Source organism: Sphingomonas adhaesiva (assembly GCF_002374855.1).
GTDB classification, from domain to species: domain Bacteria; phylum Pseudomonadota; class Alphaproteobacteria; order Sphingomonadales; family Sphingomonadaceae; genus Sphingomonas; species Sphingomonas adhaesiva.
The window spans coordinates 305,063-329,067 of record NZ_NWVC01000002.1 but is presented as its reverse complement, the minus strand read 5'-3'; the positions used below and the strand labels follow the sequence as shown (position 1 = coordinate 329,067).

Below are 24,005 nucleotides of genomic sequence, written 5' to 3'. Positions count from 1 at the left end.
CCGCCCGCGCGCCCGCTACGCGATAGCGCATGGCCGCGCTGACCCGACGCTCCCTGCTTGTTTCCGGCGGCGTCGGCGCGGGGTTGCTGGTCGGCTGGGCGGTGTGGCCGCGCCGCTATCTGCCCGCGCTGCCCGCCGCGCCGGGGGAGACGGTGTTCGGCGCCTATCTGAAGATCGGGCGCGACGGGCAGGTGATCGTCGCGGTCCCGCAGACCGAGCATGGGCAGGGCGCCTGGTCGGTGCTGGCACAGATCGTCGCCGACGAACTGGGCGCCGACTGGCGCACCGTGGGGGTGGAGGCCGCGCCGATCAGCCCGCTCTACGCCAATCCGCTGGCGGCGGACGCGCTGTTCGGCACCGCGCTGTCGCACGTGCCGCAGGCGGTGCGCGACGAGGCGTGGACGCGCGACGCGCTGATGCTGACCGCCGCCTCCACCAGCGTGCGCCGCTTCGAGGAGCCGCTGCGCGAGGCGGGGGCGGCGGCGCGCGTGCTGCTGTGCAAGGCGGCGGCGCGGCGCTGGGATGCCGACTGGCAGGAATGCGACACCGCCGGCGGCTTCGTCGTGAACGGCGCGCGCAAGCTGCGCTTCGGTGAACTGGCGGAGGCCGCCGCGAAGGAGGCGCTGCCCGACGAACTGCCGCTGCGCATCGGCGAGGAAGGGCGGCTGTCGGGCCAGCCGCTGCCGCGCCTCGATGCGCCGGCGAAGACCGACGGATCGGCCAATTTCGTCGCCGACATCCGCCTGCCCGACATGGTGTTCGCCAGCATCCGGCAGGGGCCGCGCGCGCACTCGCGCCTTCTGTCGGTCAACCGCGCCGCGGCGGAGCGGGTGGCGGGGGTCGCGGGGATCGTCCAGACCGACCATTGGGTCGCCGCCGCGGGCATCACCTGGTGGGCCGCCAACCGCGCGCTCGACGCGCTGGCGCCGCGTTTTTCCACCGACGGCGCGCTGCCCGATGACGCCGCGATCGCGCGCGCGCTGGATGCCGCGCTGGCGGGCGACGGCCACCGGCTGGCCGGCGCGGGCGACGTCGACGCGGTGTTCCGCGATGCGAAGCTGGTGGAGGCCGAATATACCGTCGCCCCCGCGCTCCACGCCGCGGTGGAAACTCCCGCGGCGACCGCGCAATGGCTGAACGGCCGGCTGGAATTGTGGATCGCGACCCAGGCACCCTCGCTGGCGCGCGACGCGGCGGCGGCGGCGATCGGCGTGTCGGCGGACAAGGTGGTGCTGCACGCGATGCAGGCCGGTGGATCGTTCGGCGCCGCGCTGGAAGTGGACGTCGCGGCGCAGGCGGCGGTGCTGGCGCAGCGGTTGCGCCGCCCGGTGCAACTGATGTGGTCGCGCGGGGAAGCGTTGCTGAACGACCGCGCGCGCGCGCCGGCCAAGGCGCGGATGCGCGCGCGGCTGGCCGCCAATGGCGCGATCCTGGGCTGGCATGCGCAGATCGCGGTCGCCGCGACCGGGCGCGAACTCGCCGCGCGGCTGATGCCGGGCGATGCGCTGCGCCGCCTGTCCGGGGTGCTGGCAGGGCCGCTGCTGGGGGGCGCGGATCGCTACGCGATGTCGGGCGCGATCCCGCCCTATCGCCTGCCCGCGTTCGCGGTCGATCACCATCCGGTCGCGATCGACCTGCCGACCGGGCACCTGCGCGGCGGCGCGGACGGCTACACCGCCTTCTTCACCGAATGTTTCATCGACGAACTGGCCCGCGCCGCGGGTAGCGAGCCGATGTCCTATCGCATCGGGATGCTCGGCGGCGACCCGCGGCTGGCGCGCTGCCTGACCACCGCCTCGGCGCTGGGCGGCTGGGGCGGCGGCGTCGACGGCAGCGGGCAGGGGATCGCCTGCCACGCCATGGCCGGCAGCGCGATCGCGGTGCTGGCGGAGGCGCATGTCGAGGAGGGCGCGCGCATCGTCGTCGACCGGCTGGTCGCCGCGGTCGATGCCGGGCGCGCGATCAACCCCGATGTCGTGCGCCAGCAGATCGAGGGCGGGCTGGTATTCGGCACCGCGCTGGCGACCGGCGCGGGCGCGTCGTACCGCGACGGGCTGGCCACGCGGCGGATGTACGGCGACCTGGCGCTGCCGGTGCTGGCCACGTCGCCGGAGATTACCGTGGAACTGATCGCCTCCTCGGGCGATCCGGGTGGGGTGAGCGACCTGGGCGTGCCCGCGGTCGCCCCCGCCATCGCCAATGCCCTGCGCGCCGCCACCGGAGAGCGGCGCCGCCATCTGCCCGTCAGGAGCGTTCCATGATCCCCGCCGGCCATCCCCCCGTCGCGCGCCCGCGCATCGGCGTCCTGCTCATCAACCTGGGCACCCCCGACGCGCCCGATGCGCGCTCGGTCAAACGCTATCTCGCCGAATTCCTGTCGGATCGCCGCGTCGTGGAAATCCCGCAACTGGCGTGGCAGCCGATCCTGCGCGGCATCATCCTCAACACCCGGCCGAAGAAATCCGCCCACGCCTATCAACAGGTGTGGGGCGAGGGCGGCTCGCCGCTCGCCGCGGTCACCCGCGCGCAGGCGCTGGCGCTGAAGGATGCGTTCGGCGACGGCGTGACCGTCGACTGGGCGATGCGCTACGGCAATCCCGCGATCGGCGACCGGCTGCGCGCGTTGAAGGAGGCGGGGTGCGAGCGCATCCTGCTGGCGCCGCTCTATCCGCAATATTGCGCCGCCACCACCGCGACCGCCAATGACAAGGCGTTCGCCGCGCTGGCGGCGATGCGCTGGCAGCCCGCGCTCCGCACGCTGCCGCCCTATCACGACGATCCGGCCTATATCGACGCGCTCGCCGCCAGCGTCGCGGCGCAGGTCGCCGCGCTCGATTTCGAGCCGGATACGATCCTCGCCAGCTTCCACGGGATGCCGCAGCGCACGCTGGAACTGGGCGATCCCTATCACTGCCATTGCCGCAAGACCGCGCGGCTGCTGGGGGAGCGGCTGGGCCGCCCGCTGACGGTGGCGTTCCAGTCGCGCTTCGGCCGCGCCAAGTGGCTGGAGCCGGCGACCGACACCACGCTGGAGGCGCTGCCGGCGCAGGGCGTGCGCAAGGTGGCGATCGTCGCGCCCGGCTTCTCCGCCGATTGCCTGGAAACGCTGGAGGAACTGGCGATCCGCGGCCGCGAGAGCTTCGTCGCGGCGGGCGGCACGCATTTCGCCTATCTGCCGTGCCTCAACGACACGCCCGTCGGCATTGATATGTTACGAACGATCCTGGGACGGGAGCTTGAAGGGTGGCGCGCGCCCCTCTAGCCTGATCGCGATCAGGAGAGGGAGTAGCCGAATGACGCGGGTAGCGATCGTGACGGGAGGGACGCGCGGCATCGGCGAGGCGATCAGCGTGGCGCTGCGCGATGCCGGAATGACCGTCGCCGCCAATTACGCCGGCAACGACGAACGCGCGCGCGACTTCACGCAGCGGACCGGCATCGCCGCCTACAAATGGGATGTCGGCGATTACGATGCGTGCCAGGACGGCGCGGCGCGGGTCGCCGCCGAACTGGGGCCGGTCGATGTGCTGGTCAACAATGCCGGCATCACCCGCGACGGCACCATCCTGAAGATGACCTACCAGATGTGGAAGGAGGTCATGGACACCAACCTGGGCGGTTGCTTCAACATGGCCAAGGCGGTGTTCCCGGGGATGCGCGATCGCAAATGGGGCCGCATCGTCAACATCGGGTCGATCAACGGCCAGGCCGGCCAGTACGGCCAGGTCAATTATGCCGCGGCCAAAAGTGGCATCCACGGCTTCACGAAGGCGCTGTCGCAGGAAGGCGCGAAGCTGGGCGTCACCGTCAACGCGATCGCGCCGGGCTATATCGACACCGACATGGTCGCCGCCGTGCCGCCCGAGGTGCTGGAGAAAATCGTCGCCAAGATCCCCGTCGGCCGGCTGGGGCAGGCACAGGAAATCGCGCGCGGCGTCGCCTTCCTGTGTTCGGAGGAAGCCGGCTTCGTCACCGGATCGACGCTCAGCATTAACGGCGGGCAGCATATGTACTGACGGGCGCAGGCCCGCGCCACGCGGGCCGGTGCGCTGGCGGCAACGCCGCCGGGCAGCGTCCGTCACGGCCGGCGGGTCGGCATCGCCGAACCCGTCCGACGGCGCGGCTTTGCCGCGGCGCGACCCGAAAGCGGAGACGGTCATGACCGAAGACGCGATCTTCCACCCCGACGGCGCGGGCTATCGCGCGACCGCGCATGCCGCCGGGCCGTGGCATCCGCAGATGCAGCACGGCGGCGCCCCCAGCGCGCTGGTCGCACATGTCGCCGAAACCGTGCCCACGCTGGCGCCGATGCGGATCGCGCGCGTCACGGTGGAACTGCTGCGCCCGGTCCCCGTCGCGCACCTCGATACCGCGGTCGAGGTGCTGCGCCAGGGCCGCAAGCTGCAACTGCTGCAGGTGCGCCTGCTGGCCGAGGGTACGGAGGTGACGCGCGCCACCGTCCTGCGGCTGCGCACCGCCGACACCGAATTGCCCGACGCCGCGCAGCCGCCGCTGCCCGATGTCCTGCCGGAGGATGTCGCGCCGGGTGGTGCCGGGGTGGGGGGCACGACTGGCTTCGGCGCCAATTTCGAGATGCGCCGCGTGCGCGGCGGGTTCGGCGAACTGGGGCCGGGGCGGATGTGGTTCCGCCAGCACCGTGCGCTCGTCGCGGGCCGTCCGCTTGCTCCGCTGGAACGCGCGATGACGGTCGCCGATTTCTCCAACGGCATCGCGCCGGTGCTGCCCTTCGCGGACTGGACGTTCCTCAACGCCGACCTGACGGTCAGCCTGGCGCGCGCGCCGGAGGGGGAGTGGATCTTCTCCGATGCGGAAACATGGCCCGGCGGCGACGGCATCGCGCTGGCGATGACCCGGCTGGCCGACCGCCGCGGCTATTTCGGCCGCGCGGTCCAGACCCTGTTGCTGGAACGCCGCGGCTAGGGCTGGCGGCGCCCAGTCCGATCCGTCATGCCGGACCTGTTCCGGCATCCACCGTTCCGCGTACCTGCCAGTGGTTGGTTTGCGGGTTGATCGCCTCACGGAACGCGTCCGGGTGATGGAGCCAACCACGTCCGACCTGTCCTACGCCACCCTCCGCGCGCTATCCGAACATCACCCGCAACGCCCCGCGGCACCCGATGAGAAAGGACCGCCAGCGTCTCAACATTGACAACATTCGTCGTCGATCGGCTCAACGTACAACAGGCCCGGCACCTTTCGGCACCGGGCCTGCGCCCTCGATACGCTACGCGAGGAAACTGAACTGGTGGGGGCGCGTCCTGGCGACGTCGCGTGGCGGCGGGGGACGCCCCGCCGCCCGCGGGCGTCAGCGGCAGTAACGCGGGTTGTTCGACTTTTCGACGGCGTTACCCGCCACCGCGCCGCCGACGCCGCCCAGCACCGTGCCGAGCGTCCGGTCGCCGCGGGTGTCGATCGCGCGGCCCAGCAGGCCGCCGGCGATCGCGCCGACGATGGTGCCGGTCGTGCCGTTCGAGCAGCGGCGGTTGTAGTTGTAACGACGGTCGTAGCCGCGACGATCGTAGCTGCGATAGTCGCGCTGATCGTAATAGCCCCGCTGGTAGCGGTCGCCGTAATAGCGCTGCGCATCGGCAGCGGTCGGCGCAACGGCGGCGGTGCCCATCGCAAGCGCGGCACCGGCAAGGGCGAGATTCTTGAACATGGTCGTTCTCCCGTATTCCTGTTCCGGTCGGCGGGCTTCCCCGTCGATGTTGCGGTTATCGCCGAGTCGCCTTGAGCCGACCCTGAATGTGTCCGTTATCCGCGGTTCATCCTTTTTTGATGCGGCGGGGGCGCTACAGCGCGGGTGATGCGCTGGCCGATCGCCCTTGTCGCCGTGCTGGCGCTGGTCCCGCCGTGGAGCGGCGATCCGCGCCGCCCGATGATCCGCGGCGACGTGACCGTGCGCGCGGTCCGCTACGCGCCGCCCGGCGGCTGGCCCGCGCGGGTCGGCGATCTGGTCCCGGTGGGCGCGCTGTCGCTGTCCGCCGACGATCCGGCGTTCGGCGGCTTTTCCGCGCTGGCGCTACGCGATGGCCGCGCGCTGCTGCTCAGCGACGGCGGCAACATGGTCTGGCTGCGGATCGCCGGCGGGCGGATCGCGACGCTGGGCGCGCGCACCCTGCGCGAAGGCCCGGCGGAAGGGTGGCTGCGCACCGATCGCGACAGCGAATCGCTGGCGGTCGACCCCGCGACCGGCCGGATGTGGATCGGCTATGAGCGCGCCAACGCCATCTGGCGCTACGCCCCCGATCTGACTGCCCAGGCGCATCACGTCCCGCCCGCGATGACGCGCTGGCCCGACAATACCGGCGCCGAATCGCTGGTGCGTTTGCCGGACGGCCGCTTCCTGGTGATTCGCGAAGGGCGCGGACGGCGCGAGCCGCCGGGGCATGAGGCGCTGCTGTTCGCCGGCGATCCCGCCCTTCCGGGCACGCGCGTCGCGACGCTGCGCTACTTCCCGCCGCCCGGATCGGTTCCCAGCGACGCCGCGCTGCTGCCCGACGGCGACCTGATCGTCGTCAACCGCCGCTGGCACTTCCCGCTGCGATTCGCCGCCGTGCTGGTGCGTGTGCCCGCGGCGCAGCTGCGCGCGGACGGAGTGCTGCGCGGACGGATCATTGCGACTCTGGGGCCGGAGGTCGGCGGCGAGAATGTCGAAGGGGTCGCGGTCACGCGTGAGCGCGGGACGACGATGATCTGGCTCGTCACCGACAATGACGTCGCCTTCTACCGCCGCACCATCCTCGCCAAGTTTCGGCTTATCGAATGAACGCCGGACATGCGAAGCGGCCCGCCGGCACTCATGCGCTGGCGGGCCGCGTCGGATCGCGAACGGGCAGGCGCGTTTTACGCCGCGGTGGCGGCGGCGCGCTTCTTCACGACGTCGCGCTTCAGGCGGCGCGCCTTCAGCGACAGCTTGTCGTCGGAGGTCTTGACCAGCCAGTTGTCGAGGCCGCCATTGTGCTCGACCGAGCGCAGGCCGTGCGTCGACACGCGCAGCTTGATCGACCGCTCCAGCGTGTCGGACAGCAGCGTTACGTTCTGCAGGTTCGGCAGGAACGTGCGCTTGGTCTTGTTGTTGGCGTGGGAAACGTTGTTACCCACCTGCCGGCCCTTGCCGGTCAGCTCGCAGATGCGCGACATGTGTGTGATCCTGAATTCGGTTGCCCGGAAAGTCGGCGCCACTACCGCGCGATCCGCCCAACGTCAAGCGCGGGATGGTGCAACCCCGGCCAGCTGGCGGCGTTGTTGCGGCAGCGAATCAAGCCGTGACGGGAGGAATATCACATGCGCACGCTTCTGGTATTGGTGGGTGTAGCCGCGCTGGTGGTGCTGGCTGCGATGATGCTGGGCTTCGTGCGGTTCGACCAGACGCAGACCGCGCAGCTGCCGCGACTCGAGGGCGGGCAGGCGCCGAAATTCAACGCCGACGTCGCCAAGGTGACGGTCGGCACCGAGAAGAAGACCGTCGAGGTGCCCGCGGTCGAGGTGCAGAAGCCGGGCGAGAAGAACTGACGCGGGATACCGCAAGGCTGGCGGCGGCCCCTCCGCCGGGCTAGGCGGGGGGCATGTTCCCGCTCCCCGCCCCGATGCGCGCCGCGCTGAATGCCGCGCGCGACGCCGGTGCCGCGGGCGAGGTGCCGGTCGGCGCGGCGGTGGTGCTGGATGGCCGCATCGTCGCGGTCGCCGGCAACGCCCCGCGCGCGCTGCGCGATCCCACCGCCCATGCCGAGATGCTCGCGATTCGCGAGGCGGCACGCGTATTGGGCAAGGACCGGCTGACCGATTGCGATCTGTGGGTGACTCTGGAGCCGTGCGCGATGTGCGCTGGCGCGATCGCGCACGCCCGCATCGCCCGGCTATATTACGGCACAAACGATCCGAAGGGCGGTGCGGTCGAACACGGTCCCCGCTTCTTCGCACAGCCGACCTGCCATCACCGGCCCGAGGTGTTCCCCGGCATCGGCGCGCAGCAGGGCGCGGCGCTGCTGCGCGATTTCTTCGCACAGCGGCGGCGATAGCGGGTCGCCATCGCCGCCGCCGTACGGGACGGGTCAGTAGCGGCGCGGCGGCAGGTCGTTCTGCGACACCGGCACGATCTTGATCTCCACCCGGCGGTTGGCCGCGCGCCCTTCCTCGGTCTCGTTAGAGGCGATCGGCTGCGTCTCGCCGAAGCCGCGCGTCGCGATCCGTGCCGCCTGGACGCCGTGGCTCGACAGGTAATCCGCCACCGACGCCGCGCGACGTTCCGACAGCGTCTGGTTGTACGCGTCGCTGCCGGTCGAATCGGTGTGGCCGTACACGTCGATATAGCTCTGGTTATATTCGCTCAGCACGCCCGCGACGCGGTCGAGCGTGGCGCGGAACTGCGGTTCGACGTTCGCCGAATTGTACGCGAAGTTGATGCCCGACGGGATGTTGAGCAGCAGGTCGTCGCCCTGCCGCACCACCTGCACGTCGGTGCCCGCGGTGCGCGCCCGCATCTCGCGCTCCTGCTTGTCCATGTACGATCCGACCGCGGCGCCGGCGATGCCGCCGATGCCCGCGCCCAGGATCTTTTCCGTCCGGTCCTGACGCCCGCCGACCAGGTCGCCGAGCAGATACCCGCCGAGCGCGCCGCCGATCCCGCCGATCGCGGTCTTCGAGATGCGGCGCTCGCCCGTGTCCGGGTCGGTGGTGCACGCCGACACGCTCACCAGCGACAGCGTGGCGGCGGCGGCCAGCAGCTTCGACGACATCTTCATCTCACGTCCCTTTCCCTATCGTGCCGATCTAACTTGGATCGGTCGGATATTGTTCCGGGGCCGGACTGAACGGCGCCTGACGCGCGGCGGGCGCGAATTACCGATTGTCGCGCGCGCCGTTTCGCGCCAAGAGGGCCATGCATCATGCTACCGCCGTTCCCCTGGTTCGACGTCGTCATCATCCTGGCGCTGGTTGCTCTCAACGGCGTGTTCGCCATGAGCGAACTGGCGATCGTGTCGTCGCGAAAGGCGCGGCTGGAGGCGATGGCCCGCGCTGGCAAGCGCGGCGCGGCCTCTGCGCTGGAGCTGGCCGCCGATCCCGGCAAGTTCCTGTCGACGGTGCAGATCGGCATCACGCTGATCGGTATCGGCACCGGCGCCTATTCGGGCGCCAGCCTGGGCACGCCGACGGTCGCGCGGCTGGAGGCGCTGGGCCTTTCGGCGAAGCTGGCGGACAATCTGGGTTTCGTGATCGTCATCGGGCTGACGACCTATGCCTCGCTCATCATCGGCGAGCTGGTCCCCAAGCAGTTCGCACTGCGCAAGCCGGAACCGGTTGCGGCGCTGGTCGCGGTGCCGATGACGTGGCTGGCGGTCATCACCAAGCCGCTGGTGTGGCTGCTCGATTCGACCAGTGCGCTGGCGTTCCGCATCCTGGGCCTCAACCGCGAGAGCGAGGATCAGGTGACCGCCGAGGAACTGCACCTGATCGTCGCGGAGGCGAGCAAGTCGGGCGTGATCGAGGAGCATGAACGCTCGATCATCTCCGGCGTCGTGCGGCTCGCCGATCGCCCGGTGCGCGAGGTGATGACCCCGCGGACGGAGGTCGACTGGCTGGACATCGCGCTGGACGATGCCGGAATCCGCCAGAAGCTGCTGTCCACCCCGCACAGCCGCCTGCCGGTGGCGCGGGGGTCGATCGACGCCGTCGTCGGCGTGGTGCAGGCGCGCGACGTCGCGACGGCGCTGTTCCGCGGCGAGACGCTGGATCTGGCGAAGCTGACCCGCAAGGCGCCGGTGGTGGTCGACCAGATCGACGCGATGGACGCGCTCGACGCGCTGCGCCGTGCCGAGGTGCCGATGGCGCTGATCCACGACGAATACGGCCATTTCGAAGGCGTGGTGACCCCCGCCGACCTGCTCGCCGCGATCGCCGGGGAATTCGCGTCGGATGCCGAACCGGGCGAGGGGCCGAACGTGGTCGAGCGCGACGACGGATCGCTGCTGGTCGCGGGCACGATGGCGGCGGACGCGCTGGCCGAACGGCTGGGCATCGACCTGCCCGAGGATCGCGATTACGCGACCGTCGCCGGTCTCGCGCTGGCGGTATTCCGCAAGCTGCCGGCGGAGGGCGAAAGCTTCGAGGAACAGGGCTGGAAGTTCGAGGTGGTCGACCTGGACGGCCGCCGCATCGATAAGCTGCTGGTCAGCGAGGCTTGAGGGCTGGGGCGGCGCAGCGCGGCGATCCATTGGCCTGTAACCGGGACGTATTCGAGCCTTATATCAATCTGTGCCAACATGAACTCCGGCCTTCACCCGGGTGACGGATGGGATGACGCAAGAAGACCGACCTTCGCAGCAACCACTAACAATTCCGGGTTGCCGACTCTCAGGCGGCATGCGTCGCCAGTTTCTCCGACGTCGGCTTAGGTGCTCGCCCCGTTCCCGCCCGTTCAACCGACCGCGATCACCTCGATCGCATCCTCGCGCCCGTTGAACGCGATCGTCTCGCCCGCCTCGGCGCCCATCAGCGCGCGGGGCAGGGGGGCGGAGAAGGACAGCAGCCCGGCCGCCGGATCGGCTTCGTCGTCGCCGACCAGCGTCGCGGTCCGCTCCGTGCCGGCCATCCGGAACGTCACGCGCGATCCGAAGCCGACGATGCCGTCGGTGCGGGCGGCGGTCTCGATCGCGGTGGCACGGCGCGTCTTCCAATAGCGCAGGTCGCGCTGGATGCGCTTGGCCGCCTCCTCATCTGCCGCGTCCGGCAGCGAGGCTTCCAGCAGGGCAATACGCTCGTCGATCAGCGCCCGCCCGCGCGACGTCACCAGATTGGGCCCGGGCGGGATCGGCAGTTCGAAGCGCGGCTCCAGATGCTCATCGTCGCTTTCGCGGCGGAAGGCGACGCTCATCCCAGCTTCCCGAACTGTGCCTCATAGGCGGCGCGGTTGCCGCCGGCGAGCAGCCGGGCCTGTTCGCGCCAGCGATCACGCTCCATCCGCCCCTCGAACGGCGACAGCTGCGCGTCCAATTCGGCGGCCTCGGCATCGTCGATCCACGCCAGCTGGTCGACGCGGGTGATGCCCAGGTCGGCGAGGCGCGCGGCGATCTTGGGGCCAAGCCCCTTCAGCAGCGACACCGGCTGCGCGCCGGGGTCCGCGGAAGGGGCCGCAGCGGTCGCGGAGGCCGGGGAAGGCGCATCCGCGGCGATGCTCGCGGGCGTCGCGTCCAGCGGCGCGGCGGCGGCGATCGGTTCGTCGGCGAGCGGCGCCTCGGTTGCCGGTCCGTCGGACAGCATCGGTTCCGTCGACGGTTCTTCGGCAGGTGCGATGGGTGCCGCTACCGGGGCAGGGGCAGGAGCAGGGGCAGGGATACCCGCGGGCGGCGACGCCTCGACGCCATCGGCCTTCAGGTCGGCGATACGCTGTTGCTCGTCCGCCTCCGCCGCCCGGCGCGCGCGCTTGTTGCGGGCGCCGACGATCATCGCGATGACCGTCAGGATCGCGGCAATGGCGACGACGACCAGCGCGATCGTGACCAGCACGCCGTCCTGCGACACCGGTTCGAGAGAGAAGCTGCCTGAATTCATCTGGGCATCCTGTTAGACGTGCCGCCTGTTAGACGTACCGGGAGAGATCAACCTTTGTCGACCGCCTTGGCTCCGATATCGCGGCGGAAGAATCCGGTCGGGAAGTCGATCGCATCGACCGCGGCATAGGCCGCGCGTTGCGCCGCGGCGATGTCAGCACCGGTCGCGGTGACCGCCAGCACGCGCCCACCGGAGGCGACCAGCTGCTCGCCGTGCAGCGCGGTGCCCGCCTGGAAGGCGACCGCGCCATCTCGTTCTGCCGCCGTAATGCCGCCGATCGCGCCGCCCTGTTCCGGGGTGCCGGGATAGCCGTTCGCGGCCATCACCACGGTCAGCGCGGCATCGTCGGCGAAGGCGGGGGCGGGCAGGTCGGCCAGCCGCCCCTCCGCCACCGCCAGCAGTACCTCGGCCAGATCCCCGGCGAAGCGCATCATCAGCACCTGGCACTCCGGGTCGCCGAACCGCACGTTATATTCGATCAGCTTCGGCCCCTCGGCGGTCAGCATCAGCCCGGCGTACAGGACGCCGACATAGGGGGTGCCGGCGGCGGCCAGCGCGTCGATGGTCGGGCGCACGATCTCGCCCAGCGCGCGTTCCTCCAGCTCCGGGGTCAGCACCAGCGCGGGGCTGTACGCGCCCATGCCGCCGGTGTTCGGGCCGGTATCGCCGTCGCCGACGCGCTTGTGGTCCTGCGCCGATCCGAACACCGCGGTCGCGCTGCCGTCGGACAGGACGAACAGGCTGGCCTCCGGTCCCTCCAGCCGCTCCTCGATCACCGCCTCGACCGGGCCGTTGGCGTACAGGTCGCGGATCGCCGCCTCCGCCTGGGCGCGGGTGTCGGCCACCACCACGCCCTTGCCCGCGGCCAGGCCATCGGCCTTGATGACGCAGGTGTCGCCGAAATCGTCGAGGCAGGCGAGCGCGCCGTCGCGCGAGGTGACGCGGAAATAGCGCGCGGTGGGGATGCCGACGCGGGCGCACAGATCCTTGGTGAAGCCCTTCGACCCTTCCAGCCGCGCGGCCTCACGCCCCGGCCCGAACACCGGCACGCCGATCGCGCGGATATTGTCGGCCAGCCCGTCTACCAGCGGGCCTTCGGGGCCGACGACCACCAGCCCGATCTGCTGGCGGCGGACGAAATCGATCACCGCGCGGTGATCCGCCACGTCCAGCTCGGCGATCGTCGCATGTTGCGCGATGCCGGGGTTGCCCGGCGCGGCGAACAGCGTATCGAGAAGCGGCGACTGCGCGAGTTTCCACGCGAGCGCATGCTCGCGGCCCCCAGACCCCACCAGCAGGATGTTCATGGCCGACCCCCTTTACGATACCCACCCCCACGACAGCGGGGCGGGGCGGCTGGTAGCCGAGGCGATGCCCGGCGACAATGCGATGGCGCTCAGCGTCAGCGAACTGTCGGGCCGGCTGAAGCGGATGGTTGAGGGCGAATTCGGCCATGTCCGCCTGCGCGGCGAGATTTCGGGGTACAAGCGCGCCGCGTCCGGCCACGTATACCTGTGCCTGAAGGACGATGCCGCAGTGATCGACGGAGTGATGTGGAAAGGCAGCGCCGCGGGCCTCGCCTTCCACCCGGAGGACGGGGTGGAGGTGGTCGCGACCGGGCGCCTGACGACCTATCCCGGCCGCTCGAAATACCAGATCGTCATCGACCGGATGGAGCTGGCCGGTGCCGGCGCGCTGATGGCGCTGCTGGAAAAGCTGAAGGCGAAGCTGGCGGCGGAGGGGCTGTTCGACCGCGCCGCGAAGAAGCCGCTGCCGTTCATGCCGCGCACCATCGGGGTCGTCACCTCGCCGACCGGCGCCGTGATCCGCGACATCCTCCACCGGCTGGAGGATCGCTGCCCGACGCATGTCGTCGTCTGGCCGGTGAAGGTGCAGGGGCAGGGCGCGGCGGAGGAGGTCGCCGCGGCGGTGCGCGGCTTCGACGCGCTGCCCGTGGGCGGCAGCGGCCCCGTGCGGCGCCCCGACCTGGTGATCGTGGCGCGCGGCGGCGGCTCGATCGAGGATCTGTGGGCCTTCAACGAGGAAGCGGTGGTGCGCGCGGTCGCGGCCTGCACGATCCCGATCATCTCGGCGGTGGGACACGAGACCGACACCACCTTGTGCGATCACGCCGCCGACCTGCGCGCGCCCACGCCCACCGCAGCGGCGGAGATCGCGGTGCCGGTGCTGGCGGAGTTGCGCCTGTCGCTCGACGCGATGGCCAACCGCACCGAACGCTGCGCGCGCCGCTATGTTGAGCGCGGGCGCGAGCGGCTGGAGGCGCTGGCGCGCGTGCTGCCGGCGCGCGACCGCCTGCTGGGGCCGCAGCGCCAGCGGCTCGATGACCTGGGCGGCCGGCTCGACCGCGGGCTGGAACGCCGCGTCACGCGCGCGCGCGGCGAGCTGGACCGCGCGGGCGGCGCGATCCGCCCCGCGACGCTGGCACGGCGCGTGGAGGCGGCGCGCGCGCGGCTGGCGGACGTCGGCCGGCTGGTCGACAGCCTCAACCCCGACCGGATCCTGGAGCGCGGCTATGCGCGGGTGGAGGGGCAGGACGGCGCGACGCTGACCACCGCCGCCGCCGCGCGCGCGGCCGGCGCGATCCGCCTGCGCTTCCGCGACGGCGCGGTGGCGGCGCGGGTAGAGGATGGCGATGGCACCGCCGTGCCGCCGACGCCGAAGGTTGAGCGCAAGCCCGCGCGAGCCTATCCCGACCCCGGTACCGCGCAGCCGCGGCTGCTGTGATCCCCGTTCGAAGGTTCGTTGACCGATGCTGATGTCCCACGCCGACCGCGCCGCCAGGATCCATTACATGGCCAACGGCTTCCGCATCCTGTCGCCCGGCGATCACGTGCCGTGCGCGGTCACCGGCGCGCGCATCGCGCTGGAGGACCTGCGCTATTGGGACGTCGCCACCCAGCGCCCGTTCGCCAGCGCCGCGATCGCCGCGCAGGAAATGGCGCCCGCGCGCTAACGCAGGCGAATGGCGCGATAGCTGCGGCTGTCGACGTTGATGAAATAGCCGCCCATCGCACCGCGCCGGACGCGCACCTTGGCGCCGGCGCGCGGCAGGAAGTTCATCGCATCGGTGGTCTGCCACACCGGATGGCCTTCGTCGGCCAGCACGATCTCGCCGCGCCCGTTGGGGCCGGCGCGCGCGGCCTGGACCGTGCTGTTGATCTCCGTGAACGCCTCGCGCTCGTCGTCCTTGTCGCCGTCGCCGCCGCCGAAGATGCCCAGCGACGGCAGGTTCAGCCCGAACAGCGAGCGCCGCGCCTTGCGCACGTCGCCGCGATCGACGATCCGCACGTCCCGCGCTGCCACCGCCTGCTCCAGCGCCGCGCTCGCCTTGTCGAAACACGCCAGCCGCGCGTCGGCCGCGGCGATGCGGCGGCATTCGGCAAAGGACGCCAGCACGCGCGTCGCGCCGCCATCGGTCGCGCGGTCCTGCGCGGCCGCCAGCGAGGGGCAGGCGATGGTCGCCAGCGCGACGGCTCCTACAATCAGCTTCCCGGTCATCCCTGTCTCTCCCGAACCACGTGCTGCGCGCCGTAGGTCGCGTCATCGGCACCGGCAAGTCGACTGTGTGACCAACATGTAACACCCGTGCGAAAAATGTGGCTATGGCATGACACATGTTGCGGTCGCGGGGTCCGCCGCGATAGCGAAACGACATTCCGGGCGACGCACGCCCGGGGCACACAAGGGAGCGCGCCGGAAAACCGGCGTCTACAAGGGGACTTATATGCTGAACGTCTATCGTTCGCGCCTGCTCGCATCGACGCTGCTCGTCGGTGCGGCGGTGATCGCCCACCCGGCACTCGCACAGACGGCCGATCCGGCCAGCCAGCCCAAGACGGGCGTGCAGAGCACCGATCCGTCGGCGCCCGCCGCCGGCATCTCCAGCCAGGAATCGGCCCCGCCGGCCGGCGACAACAGCACCGGCGACATCGTCGTCACCGGCACGCTGATCCGCAACCCGAACCTGATCTCGTCCAGCCCGGTGTCCGTGATCGGCCAGGAAGAAATCCAGCTGCGCCAGCGCAACACCGCCGAAGAACTGCTGCGCGACCTGCCGGGTGCGGTTCCGTCGATCGGTTCGTCGGTCAACAACGGCAACGGCGGCGCGTCCTTCGCCGACCTTCGTGGCCTGGGCAACTTCCGCAACGTCGTGCTGCTCGACGGTAACCGCATCGCGCCGTCCAGCGCGATCGGGCGCGTCGACCTCAATAACATCCCGCTCGCGCTGATCGAGCGTACCGACGTTCTGACCGGTGGCGCTGCCACCACCTACGGCGCGGACGCGGTTGCGGGCGGTATCAACTTCATCACCCGCTCCGACTTTTCGGGTATGGAGCTGAATGTCTCCGAAGGGATCACCGAGCGCGGCGACGGTGAGCGGACGCGCGTCGATCTGACGGTCGGCTCGAACCTGGCGGACGGGCGCGGCAATGTCGTCTTGTCGGTCGGGTACCAGAACGCGGACCCGATCTATCAGGGGGCACGCGATTTCGCGCTCAACAACTATACCTCGACGTCGGGTGCGGTGGGCGGCTCCGGCACCACGGTGCCGACCCGCTTCAGCCTCGCCGGCCTCGCGCCGGCTGGTGATCCGACCCGGATCGCGGGCAACCGTCAGATCAACCCGACGACCGGCGCGCTGACGTCGCCGGTGGTGCCGTTCAACTTCAACCCGTACAACGTTTTCCAGGTGCCGTTCCGCCGTTACAACATCTACGGTGCGGGTCACTATGACGTGTCGGACACGGTGCAGGTCTATGCACGCGGCATGTTCTCGAAGAACACCGTCAGCACGATCATCGCGCCGTCGGGCATCTTCGGGTCGAGCCTGGCGATTCCGTTCTCCAACCCGTACCTGCCGGCCGCCGCGCGCGCTCAGTTCTGCGCCAATAACCCGACCTTCACAGCGCAGGGCGTGCAGGTTGCCCAGCTGACCGCAGCGCAGTGCGCCGCGGCCGCGACGGCCACTACGGTCACCGATCCCAACTTCCGCTATTTCACGGTGGCGACCAACCGCCGCACGACGGAAGTCGGCTCGCGTATTTCGGACTATGTCACCACGCTGTTCGACTATCGCGCCGGCGTGAAGGTCGGTCTCACTGACCGGATCTCGTTGGACGTCAACGGTTCGTACGGTGAATCCGAGAACACGCAGACCATTCGCAACTACGTGCTGACCTCGCGCGTGCGGTCGGCTGCGTTCGCGACCAACACCACCACCTGCCTCGGCGGTGCGCCCGGCGGTGCGGACGTCGCTGCGGGCACCGGTTGCGTTCCGATCAACCTGTTCGGTGCGCAGGGATCGATTTCGCCCGATCAGGTGGCTTACCTGACGGCGAACAGCACCTCGTCGAACCGCACCAGCCTGGCTCAGGCGCGGGCGCTGCTGTCGGGTGATGTCGGCTTCTCGTCGCCGTGGGCCAGCGAGCCGATCGGCTTTGCGCTGGGTACCGAGTATCGCAAGTATACCGCCGGCCAGGACTCGGATATCCTTGCTCAGACGCCGGGTGAGCTGGGCGGTGCCGGTGGCGCCGCGCCGACCTTCTCGGGCAGCTACGATGTCTGGGAAGGCTATGGCGAGCTGATCCTGCCGCTTGTCGCCGACAAGCCGCTGTTCCGCAGCCTGACGCTGGAAGCGGGCGCGCGTTACTCGTCTTACAAGGTCGATGCGCCGGGCAACCCCAGCTACGACACCTGGACGTACAAGGGTGGCGGCACCTGGGAGCCGGTCGACGGCGTACGCATCCGCGGTAACTACCAGCGTGCGGTGCGCGCGCCGAACATCGGTGAGCTGTTCTCGCCGGTTTCGACCGCTCTGACCAACCTGTCGTACGATGCGTGCGCGGGTGCGGCGCCGACGACCAACGCCAATCTGGCCGCGGTCTGCCGTGCGCAGGGCGCGCCTGCCGCGTCGATCGGGAATATCGAAATCCCGACGGCGGGTCAGGCGAACTTCACGTCGGGTGGCAACATCAACCTGCGTCCGGAAACGTCGAATTCCTACGTGGCCGGGATCGTGTTGCAGCCGTCGTTCGTGCCGGGTCTGTCGATCAGCGTCGACTATTACAACATCAAGATCGACGACGCGATCTCCCAGCTGACGGCCGGTGCCGCGTACAACCTGTGCTTCGGCGATCGGGCCGGCTCGGGCATCACCGCCGCCAGCGCCACCAGCCAGGCGTGCTTGAACATCGCCCGTAACCCGGCGACCGGTGCGCTTGACGGCGACCCGGCGACGACCCGCGGTCTGATCATTCAGCCGAGCAACGCCGGTAACATCCTGACCGATGGTATCGATCTGGGTGTCAACTATCGTCGCGACCTGGGTGTCACGAAGCTTAACCTGACCTTCCAGGGCAATTGGACGAACCGCTCGCGGTTCCAGGCAGCGCCGGGGTCCAACATCCTGTCGTGCGTCGGACTTTATGGCCAGAACTGCGGTTCGCCGGGTTCGGCGGGTCCCAGCTCGAGCGCCGGTTCGCTTCAGCCGGAATTCAGCTGGAACCAGCGCACCACGCTGACCTTCGGCCAGGTCGACGTGTCGCTGCTGTGGCGCCACCTCTCCAGCATGAAGGTCGAGCCTGGTGTCACGACGTTCTCGGGCACCCTCACGGGCGGTTCGCTGGCAGGGCGGGCCGTCAACTTCGGGCGTATCCCGGCGTATAACTACCTGGATCTGGCTACCCGTTTCGGTGTGAGCGACAACTTCGACCTCACCATCACGGTCACCAACCTGCTCGACAAGGATCCGCCGCTCGTTGGCGGGACGGTCGGTTCGACCTCGTTCAACAGCGGCAACACCTATCCGTCGACCTACGACGCGCTGGGCCGCCGCTTCAGTGTGGGTGCGCGGATCAAGTTCTGATCCACGTCACTACAACGAACCTGATGAGGGGGGTGGGCTTCGGCCCGCCCCCTTTTTCTATTGTCCGGTGCCTGGACCGCGGGCGCGCGGCGCCGACCGGGTGCTGCGCATGCCTATCGTCATGTGCGTGTATGATCTGATCGCCGTGCCCGACGGCGTCGGCTGTTGCGCCTAGTCGGCGAACCCGTAGCGTTCGATCCAGGGCGCCAGGATCGGCAACGCCGGCGCGAGTTGCTCGGCATAGCGGCGCCACTGGCCGCGCCCGTCGAACAGCCCCTGTCGCACCTGCGTCGCGCTGGCGGTGCCGACGCCGCGCCGCTGCGCGGTACGGTCGAAGCGCAGGAAATCGTCGGTCCACGGCAGGTCGATGAACGCCGCCATCGCGCGCACCGTCGCCTCGAAATCGGTCACCAGCCGGTCGTAGCGCACCTCGTGAAACGCAAGCGGCAGGTGCGCGCGGCACGCCTCGGTCAGCCGCATCAGCGCATCGTAATGACGCGCGGCCTCGGTCAGGTCGCTGAAGCACCACGCAGCGGGGCTGGGGGTGAAATTGATGCGATAGCAACTGAGCACCACGTCGCGCGGGTCGCGCCGCATCACCAGGATGCGCGCATCGGGAAACAGCTGCGCGATGATCGGCAGCTTCGCGCCGCCCAGCGGGTTCATGTCGACGAACGTGCCGTCGGTGCTGGCGCCATAGCCGCGCACCCGCTGCCAATAGGCGGCGCGCAAGGCGTCACGCTGTTCCTCGCCGATCGCGTCCAGATCGGCCAGCGTCCCGTCGTCGTGCAGCAGCACGCCGTCGGTGGCGGCCAGGGTGTCGCGTTCCTCCAGCGCCGATACGTCCGCCGCGCTTGCCAGGATGTTCTCGACCAGCGTGGTGCCGGATCGCGGATAGCCGAGCAGGAAGACGTGGCGCTTCGCCGCCCCCTCGATCGCCGGCGGGGGCGGGGCGGGGGCGACATCGCCGCGTGCCGCGACCTGCTCCGCGATCCGCGCGATGAACGCGCGATGCGACGGCCGGTCCGCGTCCTGGGCCAGCACGCGGCGATAGACGTCGCGGAAATTGGCCTGCGCCGCGTCATAGGCCTCGAACGCCTCCGCGGTGCGTCCTTGCCGGTCCAGCGCGTCGCCCAGCAGCGTCAGCGTGCGGGTGCGATCGTCGCCGCGCACGACCGGCAGCAGCGGGCGAAGCCGTGCCTCCGCGCCCGGCCCGTCGCGCGCCTCGACCGCGATCATCGCCAGTGCCGCTGTCGCACTGGGGTCGAGCGGCGCCAGCGCCAGCGCCCGTTCGGCCAATTGCTGCGCCTCGGCGGCCTCCCCACGTCGCGCGGCGGCGTCCGCCAGCCGTCCCCAAGCCGGTGCAAGGGTCGCATCGACCGCTACCGCACGCCGGTAACTGTCCCCCGCGGCCGCTTCCAGCCGCATCGCTTCCAACGTGTAGCCCCGTTCCAGCCATGCCGCACCGTGACGCGGCTCGGCTGCGACGACGCGGTCCAGCGTCGCCAATGCTTCGCCCAGCCGACCGTCTTTCCGCAGCACTGCCCCGATCGCGCCCGTGATCAGGACGTCCCCCGGCGCGATCGCCAGTGCGCGGTTGAGCAGGTCCAGCGCCGCTGCGTACTCCCCGGCCTCCTCCCGCTGCCAGGCAGCGAGATTGAGATACATCGGCTCCGTATCGCCCGCCGCCACCGCACGCTCGGCGATCCGCGCCGCCGCGGCGATGTCGTTCGCCGCCAGCGCCCGCTCGACCTGCGCCCGCACGCGCGCGCGCTCGGCGGTGGTGGCAGGGCGGGGGCGGCGGGGAAGCTTGTTTGACATAGGACCGGCATGGCTTTTAGCCTGACGATGACGTCCTGCCACCTCTTACGATGGAATCGCGCATGTTCGACCTGCTTTCCGCCGCGCTGACCCTCGCAGTTCTCGCGGCGGCGCCTGCCGCCCCGGTCCCATCGGCCAAGCCGACCCCCTCCGCGGATGCGCGCGACAAGATCGTGTGCAAGCGGTTCGTCGAGACCGGCTCGCTGGTGAAGAGCTATAAAACCTGCAAGTCGAATGCGGATTGGGAGCGCGAGCGCGCCAACATCCGTCAGAACAACGATCGCTCGAACAGTTGCCGCATCGCGGGCGAAGGCGGCGCCTGCTGATCCACGATCAGGGCAGCAACGGCGCGGGGGGTGTCATCGACAGCCCCAGCGCCTCTGCCGTGCGTTCGGCCCACGTCATGACGATGTCGATCTCGCGCGCGTGATGATCGGCCGCGGTGCGGTGTTCGCTCTCACGACTGCCCGCATCGAAGCGATTGCCGAACTTGGAATGGCGGGTGAAGGCCGGACCGCCGACGATCGCCTCCAGCGCCGCGTCGTCCAGCGGCACGCCGAACAGGTGCGCCATCGCCGCGATCGCCGCGCGCGGCTGCTCCATCAGCGTCGCACTGTCGAACGTGCGCACGCGCTGCGGGCCGAACCGCGTGACCAGATCGCCGAACAGCGCGTGCTGCCCCAGCCAGCCGACGGCCGCGACCTGCAGGTCGGTGAAGCCCAGCAATTCGCGGGTGGAAAATCCGAACCGCGCCATGCCGTCATCGAGCATTCCGGTCAGCAACGTGCGCACCCACAACCGCCCCTCGATCTCCTTCTTCGCTACGGAGGTCAGGAAGGTGCGCAGCGGTGCGTGGAGCAGCAGCGCATTCAATGCCGGTCGCAGCGTCAGGATTGCGGGGGCCAGCGCGTTGGCGATCGTCGACGGCTTCACCACCACCGCCTCGCCAGGAGCGAACGGCCGCGCCACCAGACGCAGCATATCGTCCAGCACGCTCGCCATATCCGGCCCCTGATCTCCGCGGCGGCGCCATCCGATCAGGTCGTTGAAGATCACCGGCTCCTTCAGCCCCATCGCCGCGCCGGGCACGTCGAAGGCGCGCGCCAGCAGCGTCGAGCAGCAGAACGCCGAGTGGAAGATGAAATGCAGCGGTGCTGGCGCGATGGCGGAGGCGATCGCGTCGCCACGGTGCAGGACCAGCGGTGCCAGCCCGGCGGGAAGATATTCGTCGGTCAGGAACGTCGCCTGCCGGTGGGTTTCGCGCGGCACCGGGAGGAAGTGAACCGCATCGCCCGTCGGATCGTAGCGATGGGCGAGCCACCCGGCGTCAAGAACGGTGGGCAGACCAGACAGGGGCGTCGTCATCGTCGCGGTGTGCGCAGCGCCTTCGCCATTGTCCACCCGTGGCGTTGCAATATAGGCTGTGAATATGGATCAGGGGGAAGTTCATCGCTTGCTGGGCGCTGCCATGGAGGCGCGGGGCGCGGGGCGGCGCGACGAGGCGCTGCGGCTGTTCGAACGGGTGGTGGCGGGCGGCGTCGAACACCCGCTGGCGCTTAACGCGCTCGGCATGGGGTGCCTGGCGCGCAACGATCCCGCGGCGGCAGCGGCGCTGTTCCGCCGCGCGATCGCCGCGGACGGTCACGCGCCGGACCTGTGGATGAACCTGGCGCGCGCGCATCGCGACCAGCACGACGACACCGGGGAACGCGACGCGCTGGAGGGTGCGCTGGCGATCGACCAACGCCATTTCATGGCACTGGTACGGCTCGCCGAATGGCATGAGCGGCGCGGCGAGGCGGCGGCGGCGGCCGAGCGATGGGGGCATGTGCTGGCGATGGCGCCGCTGCTGGACGATCGGACGCCCGGGACCGATGCGTTGCTGAACCACGCGCGGGATGTCGTGGCGGACCATTCCGCCGCCTTCGCGCGCCGGGTGGAGGCCGCGCTGGCACCTGCGCGATCCGATTTGACCGCATTGCAGCGGCGGCGGCTGGATGCGTGCGTCGACCATGCACTGGGCCGCCGGGCGATCTACGCCAACCATTGCGCGGGGATGCATTTCCCGTTCCTGCCCGCCGACGAATTCTTCGACCGCGAACATTTTCCGTGGCTGGCCACGCTGGAAGCGCAGACCGCGGTGATCCGCGAGGAGTTCCTGACGGTGTGGCGGGATGCCGGCGACGCGATCCGCCCCTATGTCACGATGAAGCCGGGGACGCCGGAGAACAAATGGTCGCCGCTTGACGGATCGCTGGCGTGGGGCGCGATGCATCTGTGGAAGGACGGGCGGCGTGACGATGCGGTCTGCGCGCGGGTGCCGCGGACGGCGGCCGCGGTGGAGGCACTGCCGCTGTCCGACCTTCCGGGGCGCACGCCGACGGTGTTCTTCTCGATCCTGAAGCCGGGGACGCATCTGCCGGCGCATACCGGGGTCAGCAACGTGCGGGCGATCGTCCACCTGCCGCTGGTCGTGCCGGCCGATTGCGGTTTTCGCGTCGGTGGCGAGACGCGCGTGTGGGAGGAAGGGTGCGCCTGGGTGTTCGACGACACGATCGAGCATGAGGCGTGGAACCGGTCGGACCAGCCGCGCGCGATCCTGATCCTGGACGTGTGGAATCCGCATATCATGCCGGAGGAGCGCGACTATCTGCGCCGCTTCTTCACCGCGACCGGGATCGAGGCGCAGCCGGGACTGCGGCTGGGTATCGGCGACTAGCCGACGTCGAGCGCCGCGCCGATCACTGTGCGTACCGCAGCGTCGTCGCCATGGGCGCCCGCGACATCCTGCGCCTCCGCCAGTTCGGCGGCAAGGGCGTGTTCCAGTTCGGTGCGGCGCGCCAGCCGCGCGTCGTTGTCGAACGCGACGGTGGGATTCTTCGAATAGGTCGCGAACAGCGGCCCGGCGACGATCTGTGCGATCGCGGCCTGGTCCAGCGGCAGGCGAAGGTGCGTGGCGGCGGCAATCAGCACCGGGGCGGGATCGGCGAAGAACGTTTCGGCATCCAGTGAGCGCAGATCATCCGGGCGGGCGGCAAGGGCATCGGCGAAGGCGCGCATCTGCGCGTTCCACAGGATCGCGGCGCGATGCGCGTCCGACCGGCCCTCAAGCACGCCCAGATGCGGCGCCAGCTGGGTGGTGACCCGGCGCAGCCAGTCGCGATGCTGGTCGCTGCGCAGGATCGCGAGTAGATAGTCGCGCAGCGGCAGATGCAGCAGGATCGCGCGCGCCGCGCCCAGTACCGGCCACATGCGCGGCAGCAAGAAATTGACCGGCACATTCGCCTTCACCAGCGTCGGCGCATCGGCGCGATAGCGGCGCGTCGCCATGCCCAGCACCAACTGTAATCCGGCATCGTCCGGGTCGAGCGCCATCTGACGCAGCGCCTGCGGTTCGCGCAGCACCAGCGCGCCGTCCAGCGCATCCAGCGCGCGTGCCAGCAACGTCGACCCGCAATGGGCGACGTGAAAGATCCAGGCGCTGGGCAGCGCGCGCGGTGCGGCGGGCAGCAGCATCGCGGCCGGCACGCGCATGTCGCGCGGCGCGGCCGGGTCGATCCGCGCATCGAGGAAGATCGAGCGGTGATAGGCGCCCCGGTCCATCGGCACGAACACCGCGTCCCGCCCCTCGAACCGCTGAAGATAATGGTCGGGCGAGGCGATCAGATCGGCGAGGGTCATCGACATGGCCGGGGTATAGCCTGACCGTGGCGGTGCGGCTATGCCG

23 protein-coding genes are annotated in these 24,005 nt (G+C 70.2%); 13 read left to right on the top strand and 10 right to left on the bottom strand.

Features of this window, described 5'->3' with window-relative positions:
• The first annotated feature begins 29 nt into the window (after window positions 1-29).
• From COA07_RS06075 to COA07_RS06060, 4 genes are all read left to right on the top strand, one after another.
• A complete protein-coding gene (locus COA07_RS06075) occupies window positions 30-2,261 on the top strand; it encodes a xanthine dehydrogenase family protein molybdopterin-binding subunit (protein WP_096640608.1) in 2,232 nt (743 codons plus the stop codon).
• Window positions 2,258-3,262, top strand: a complete 1,005-nt coding sequence (gene hemH / locus COA07_RS06070) for a ferrochelatase (RefSeq protein WP_066712083.1) — start codon at window positions 2,258-2,260, stop codon at window positions 3,260-3,262. The genes COA07_RS06075 and hemH overlap by 4 nt, the downstream gene beginning before the upstream one ends.
• A gap of 31 nt (window positions 3,263-3,293) precedes the next feature.
• Window positions 3,294-4,016, top strand: a complete 723-nt coding sequence (gene phbB / locus COA07_RS06065) for an acetoacetyl-CoA reductase (protein WP_066712085.1) — start codon at window positions 3,294-3,296, stop codon at window positions 4,014-4,016.
• A gap of 142 nt (window positions 4,017-4,158) precedes the next feature.
• The gene (locus COA07_RS06060; protein ID WP_066712091.1) at window positions 4,159-4,941 is read left to right on the top strand and encodes a thioesterase family protein; all 783 of its coding nucleotides are present in this window, start codon (window positions 4,159-4,161) and stop codon (window positions 4,939-4,941) included.
• 385 nt (window positions 4,942-5,326) lie between these two features.
• Here the strand turns inward: COA07_RS06060 and COA07_RS06055 are convergent, their stop codons facing one another.
• On the bottom strand, window positions 5,327-5,680 hold the full coding sequence (locus COA07_RS06055) for a glycine zipper 2TM domain-containing protein (protein ID WP_066712087.1): 354 nt from the start codon (window positions 5,678-5,680) through the stop codon (window positions 5,327-5,329).
• Window positions 5,681-5,827: 147 nt separating this feature from the next.
• Between COA07_RS06055 and COA07_RS06050 the strand changes: the two genes are divergently transcribed.
• Entirely contained in the window at window positions 5,828-6,790 is a 963-nt protein-coding gene (locus tag COA07_RS06050) for an esterase-like activity of phytase family protein (RefSeq protein WP_066712089.1), read from the top strand.
• A gap of 77 nt (window positions 6,791-6,867) precedes the next feature.
• On the opposite strand, the gene rpmB is transcribed toward COA07_RS06050, so the two are convergent.
• Window positions 6,868-7,164 carry a 50S ribosomal protein L28 gene (rpmB, locus tag COA07_RS06045; RefSeq protein ID WP_066711755.1) on the bottom strand — a complete coding sequence of 99 codons (297 nt, stop codon included), beginning with the start codon at window positions 7,162-7,164 and terminating at the stop codon, window positions 6,868-6,870.
• A 144-nt stretch (window positions 7,165-7,308) separates the two neighbouring features.
• Here rpmB and COA07_RS06040 point away from each other — a divergent pair, with 144 nt between their 5' ends.
• Together COA07_RS06040 and COA07_RS06035 are read left to right on the top strand one after the other, a co-directional pair.
• Window positions 7,309-7,536: a hypothetical protein gene (locus COA07_RS06040; protein ID WP_066711756.1), complete on the top strand. Its 228-nt coding sequence runs from the start codon at window positions 7,309-7,311 to the stop codon at window positions 7,534-7,536.
• Between the two features lie 74 nt (window positions 7,537-7,610).
• The gene (locus COA07_RS06035; protein ID WP_066711757.1) at window positions 7,611-8,042 is read left to right on the top strand and encodes a nucleoside deaminase; all 432 of its coding nucleotides are present in this window, start codon (window positions 7,611-7,613) and stop codon (window positions 8,040-8,042) included.
• A 33-nt stretch (window positions 8,043-8,075) separates the two neighbouring features.
• On the opposite strand, the gene COA07_RS06030 is transcribed toward COA07_RS06035, so the two are convergent.
• Window positions 8,076-8,765 (bottom strand): YiaD family glycine zipper/OmpA-like lipoprotein, encoded by a 690-nt coding sequence (locus COA07_RS06030; protein ID WP_066489929.1) that lies wholly within the window; start codon window positions 8,763-8,765, stop codon window positions 8,076-8,078.
• Window positions 8,766-8,909: 144 nt separating this feature from the next.
• Between COA07_RS06030 and COA07_RS06025 the strand changes: the two genes are divergently transcribed.
• Entirely contained in the window at window positions 8,910-10,205 is a 1,296-nt protein-coding gene (locus COA07_RS06025) for a hemolysin family protein (RefSeq protein ID WP_066711758.1), read from the top strand.
• A 233-nt stretch (window positions 10,206-10,438) separates the two neighbouring features.
• Here COA07_RS06025 and COA07_RS06020 read toward each other — a convergent pair whose 3' ends face one another.
• The 3 genes from COA07_RS06020 to purD are packed head-to-tail and all read right to left on the bottom strand — an operon-like array spanning window position 10,439 to window position 12,878.
• Window positions 10,439-10,894: a GreA/GreB family elongation factor gene (locus COA07_RS06020; protein ID WP_066711759.1), complete on the bottom strand. Its 456-nt coding sequence runs from the start codon at window positions 10,892-10,894 to the stop codon at window positions 10,439-10,441.
• Window positions 10,891-11,571, bottom strand: coding sequence for a hypothetical protein (locus COA07_RS06015; RefSeq protein WP_141396482.1), 681 nt, complete (start codon window positions 11,569-11,571; stop codon window positions 10,891-10,893). Before COA07_RS06015 ends, COA07_RS06020 begins: the two co-directional genes overlap by 4 nt.
• Before the next feature lie 47 nt (window positions 11,572-11,618).
• Complete coding sequence (gene purD / locus COA07_RS06010; RefSeq protein WP_066711761.1) at window positions 11,619-12,878, bottom strand: phosphoribosylamine--glycine ligase; 1,260 nt, start codon at window positions 12,876-12,878, stop codon at window positions 11,619-11,621.
• On the opposite strand from purD, the gene xseA reads away from it, so the two are divergent.
• Both xseA and COA07_RS06000 read left to right on the top strand, forming a co-directional pair.
• Complete coding sequence (gene xseA, locus COA07_RS06005; protein ID WP_096640606.1) at window positions 12,877-14,316, top strand: exodeoxyribonuclease VII large subunit; 1,440 nt, start codon at window positions 12,877-12,879, stop codon at window positions 14,314-14,316. The genes purD and xseA overlap by 2 nt on opposite strands.
• A 25-nt stretch (window positions 14,317-14,341) precedes the next feature.
• On the top strand, window positions 14,342-14,545 hold the full coding sequence (locus COA07_RS06000) for a DUF2093 domain-containing protein (protein WP_066707990.1): 204 nt from the start codon (window positions 14,342-14,344) through the stop codon (window positions 14,543-14,545).
• Here the strand turns inward: COA07_RS06000 and COA07_RS05995 are convergent.
• On the bottom strand, window positions 14,542-15,090 hold the full coding sequence (locus COA07_RS05995; protein ID WP_066707998.1) for a hypothetical protein: 549 nt from the start codon (window positions 15,088-15,090) through the stop codon (window positions 14,542-14,544). The two genes, COA07_RS06000 and COA07_RS05995, sit on opposite strands and share 4 nt — an antisense overlap.
• Before the next feature lie 226 nt (window positions 15,091-15,316).
• Here COA07_RS05995 and COA07_RS05990 point away from each other — a divergent pair, with 226 nt between their 5' ends.
• Complete coding sequence (locus COA07_RS05990; protein ID WP_066708000.1) at window positions 15,317-18,457, top strand: TonB-dependent receptor domain-containing protein; 3,141 nt, start codon at window positions 15,317-15,319, stop codon at window positions 18,455-18,457.
• 171 nt (window positions 18,458-18,628) lie between these two features.
• On the opposite strand, the gene COA07_RS05985 is transcribed toward COA07_RS05990, so the two are convergent.
• Window positions 18,629-20,278: a tetratricopeptide repeat-containing sulfotransferase family protein gene (locus COA07_RS05985; RefSeq protein ID WP_066708002.1), complete on the bottom strand. Its 1,650-nt coding sequence runs from the start codon at window positions 20,276-20,278 to the stop codon at window positions 18,629-18,631.
• A 62-nt stretch (window positions 20,279-20,340) separates the two neighbouring features.
• Between COA07_RS05985 and COA07_RS05980 the strand changes: the two genes are divergently transcribed.
• Window positions 20,341-20,604, top strand: coding sequence for a hypothetical protein (locus COA07_RS05980; RefSeq protein WP_141396481.1), 264 nt, complete (start codon window positions 20,341-20,343; stop codon window positions 20,602-20,604).
• A 7-nt stretch (window positions 20,605-20,611) separates the two neighbouring features.
• Here COA07_RS05980 and COA07_RS05975 read toward each other — a convergent pair whose 3' ends face one another.
• Window positions 20,612-21,643, bottom strand: coding sequence for a hypothetical protein (locus COA07_RS05975; RefSeq protein WP_066708061.1), 1,032 nt, complete (start codon window positions 21,641-21,643; stop codon window positions 20,612-20,614).
• Window positions 21,644-21,731: 88 nt separating this feature from the next.
• Between COA07_RS05975 and COA07_RS05970 the strand changes: the two genes are divergently transcribed.
• Window positions 21,732-22,997: an aspartyl/asparaginyl beta-hydroxylase domain-containing protein gene (locus COA07_RS05970; protein WP_245842035.1), complete on the top strand. Its 1,266-nt coding sequence runs from the start codon at window positions 21,732-21,734 to the stop codon at window positions 22,995-22,997.
• Here the strand turns inward: COA07_RS05970 and COA07_RS05965 are convergent.
• Window positions 22,994-23,965 (bottom strand): hypothetical protein, encoded by a 972-nt coding sequence (locus COA07_RS05965; protein WP_066708010.1) that lies wholly within the window; start codon window positions 23,963-23,965, stop codon window positions 22,994-22,996. The two genes, COA07_RS05970 and COA07_RS05965, sit on opposite strands and share 4 nt — an antisense overlap.
• Window positions 23,966-24,005: the final 40 nt, after the last annotated feature.

What these genes read in the sequence shown, in the direction of transcription:
- COA07_RS06015 (WP_141396482.1), bottom strand. Translation starts at nt 11,571, where the DNA reads ATGAATTCAGGCAGCTTCTCTCTCGAACCGGTGTCGCAGGACGGCGTG.
- purD (WP_066711761.1), bottom strand. Translation starts at nt 12,878, where the DNA reads ATGAACATCCTGCTGGTGGGGTCTGGGGGCCGCGAGCATGCGCTCGCG.
- COA07_RS06050 (WP_066712089.1), top strand. Translation starts at nt 5,828, where the DNA reads ATGCGCTGGCCGATCGCCCTTGTCGCCGTGCTGGCGCTGGTCCCGCCG.
- COA07_RS06030 (WP_066489929.1), bottom strand. Translation starts at nt 8,765, where the DNA reads ATGAAGATGTCGTCGAAGCTGCTGGCCGCCGCCGCCACGCTGTCGCTG.
- COA07_RS05990 (WP_066708000.1), top strand. Translation starts at nt 15,317, where the DNA reads ATGCTGAACGTCTATCGTTCGCGCCTGCTCGCATCGACGCTGCTCGTC.
- COA07_RS06000 (WP_066707990.1), top strand. Translation starts at nt 14,342, where the DNA reads ATGCTGATGTCCCACGCCGACCGCGCCGCCAGGATCCATTACATGGCC.
- COA07_RS06025 (WP_066711758.1), top strand. Translation starts at nt 8,910, where the DNA reads ATGCTACCGCCGTTCCCCTGGTTCGACGTCGTCATCATCCTGGCGCTG.
- COA07_RS06035 (WP_066711757.1), top strand. Translation starts at nt 7,611, where the DNA reads ATGCGCGCCGCGCTGAATGCCGCGCGCGACGCCGGTGCCGCGGGCGAG.
- rpmB (WP_066711755.1), bottom strand. Translation starts at nt 7,164, where the DNA reads ATGTCGCGCATCTGCGAGCTGACCGGCAAGGGCCGGCAGGTGGGTAAC.
- hemH (WP_066712083.1), top strand. Translation starts at nt 2,258, where the DNA reads ATGATCCCCGCCGGCCATCCCCCCGTCGCGCGCCCGCGCATCGGCGTC.
- COA07_RS06060 (WP_066712091.1), top strand. Translation starts at nt 4,159, where the DNA reads ATGACCGAAGACGCGATCTTCCACCCCGACGGCGCGGGCTATCGCGCG.
- phbB (WP_066712085.1), top strand. Translation starts at nt 3,294, where the DNA reads ATGACGCGGGTAGCGATCGTGACGGGAGGGACGCGCGGCATCGGCGAG.
- COA07_RS06055 (WP_066712087.1), bottom strand. Translation starts at nt 5,680, where the DNA reads ATGTTCAAGAATCTCGCCCTTGCCGGTGCCGCGCTTGCGATGGGCACC.
- COA07_RS06020 (WP_066711759.1), bottom strand. Translation starts at nt 10,894, where the DNA reads ATGAGCGTCGCCTTCCGCCGCGAAAGCGACGATGAGCATCTGGAGCCG.
- COA07_RS05975 (WP_066708061.1), bottom strand. Translation starts at nt 21,643, where the DNA reads ATGACGACGCCCCTGTCTGGTCTGCCCACCGTTCTTGACGCCGGGTGG.
- COA07_RS05980 (WP_141396481.1), top strand. Translation starts at nt 20,341, where the DNA reads ATGTTCGACCTGCTTTCCGCCGCGCTGACCCTCGCAGTTCTCGCGGCG.
- COA07_RS05995 (WP_066707998.1), bottom strand. Translation starts at nt 15,090, where the DNA reads ATGACCGGGAAGCTGATTGTAGGAGCCGTCGCGCTGGCGACCATCGCC.
- COA07_RS06040 (WP_066711756.1), top strand. Translation starts at nt 7,309, where the DNA reads ATGCGCACGCTTCTGGTATTGGTGGGTGTAGCCGCGCTGGTGGTGCTG.
- COA07_RS05985 (WP_066708002.1), bottom strand. Translation starts at nt 20,278, where the DNA reads ATGTCAAACAAGCTTCCCCGCCGCCCCCGCCCTGCCACCACCGCCGAG.
- COA07_RS05965 (WP_066708010.1), bottom strand. Translation starts at nt 23,965, where the DNA reads ATGTCGATGACCCTCGCCGATCTGATCGCCTCGCCCGACCATTATCTT.
- xseA (WP_096640606.1), top strand. Translation starts at nt 12,877, where the DNA reads ATGGCCGACCCCCTTTACGATACCCACCCCCACGACAGCGGGGCGGGG.
- COA07_RS06075 (WP_096640608.1), top strand. Translation starts at nt 30, where the DNA reads ATGGCCGCGCTGACCCGACGCTCCCTGCTTGTTTCCGGCGGCGTCGGC.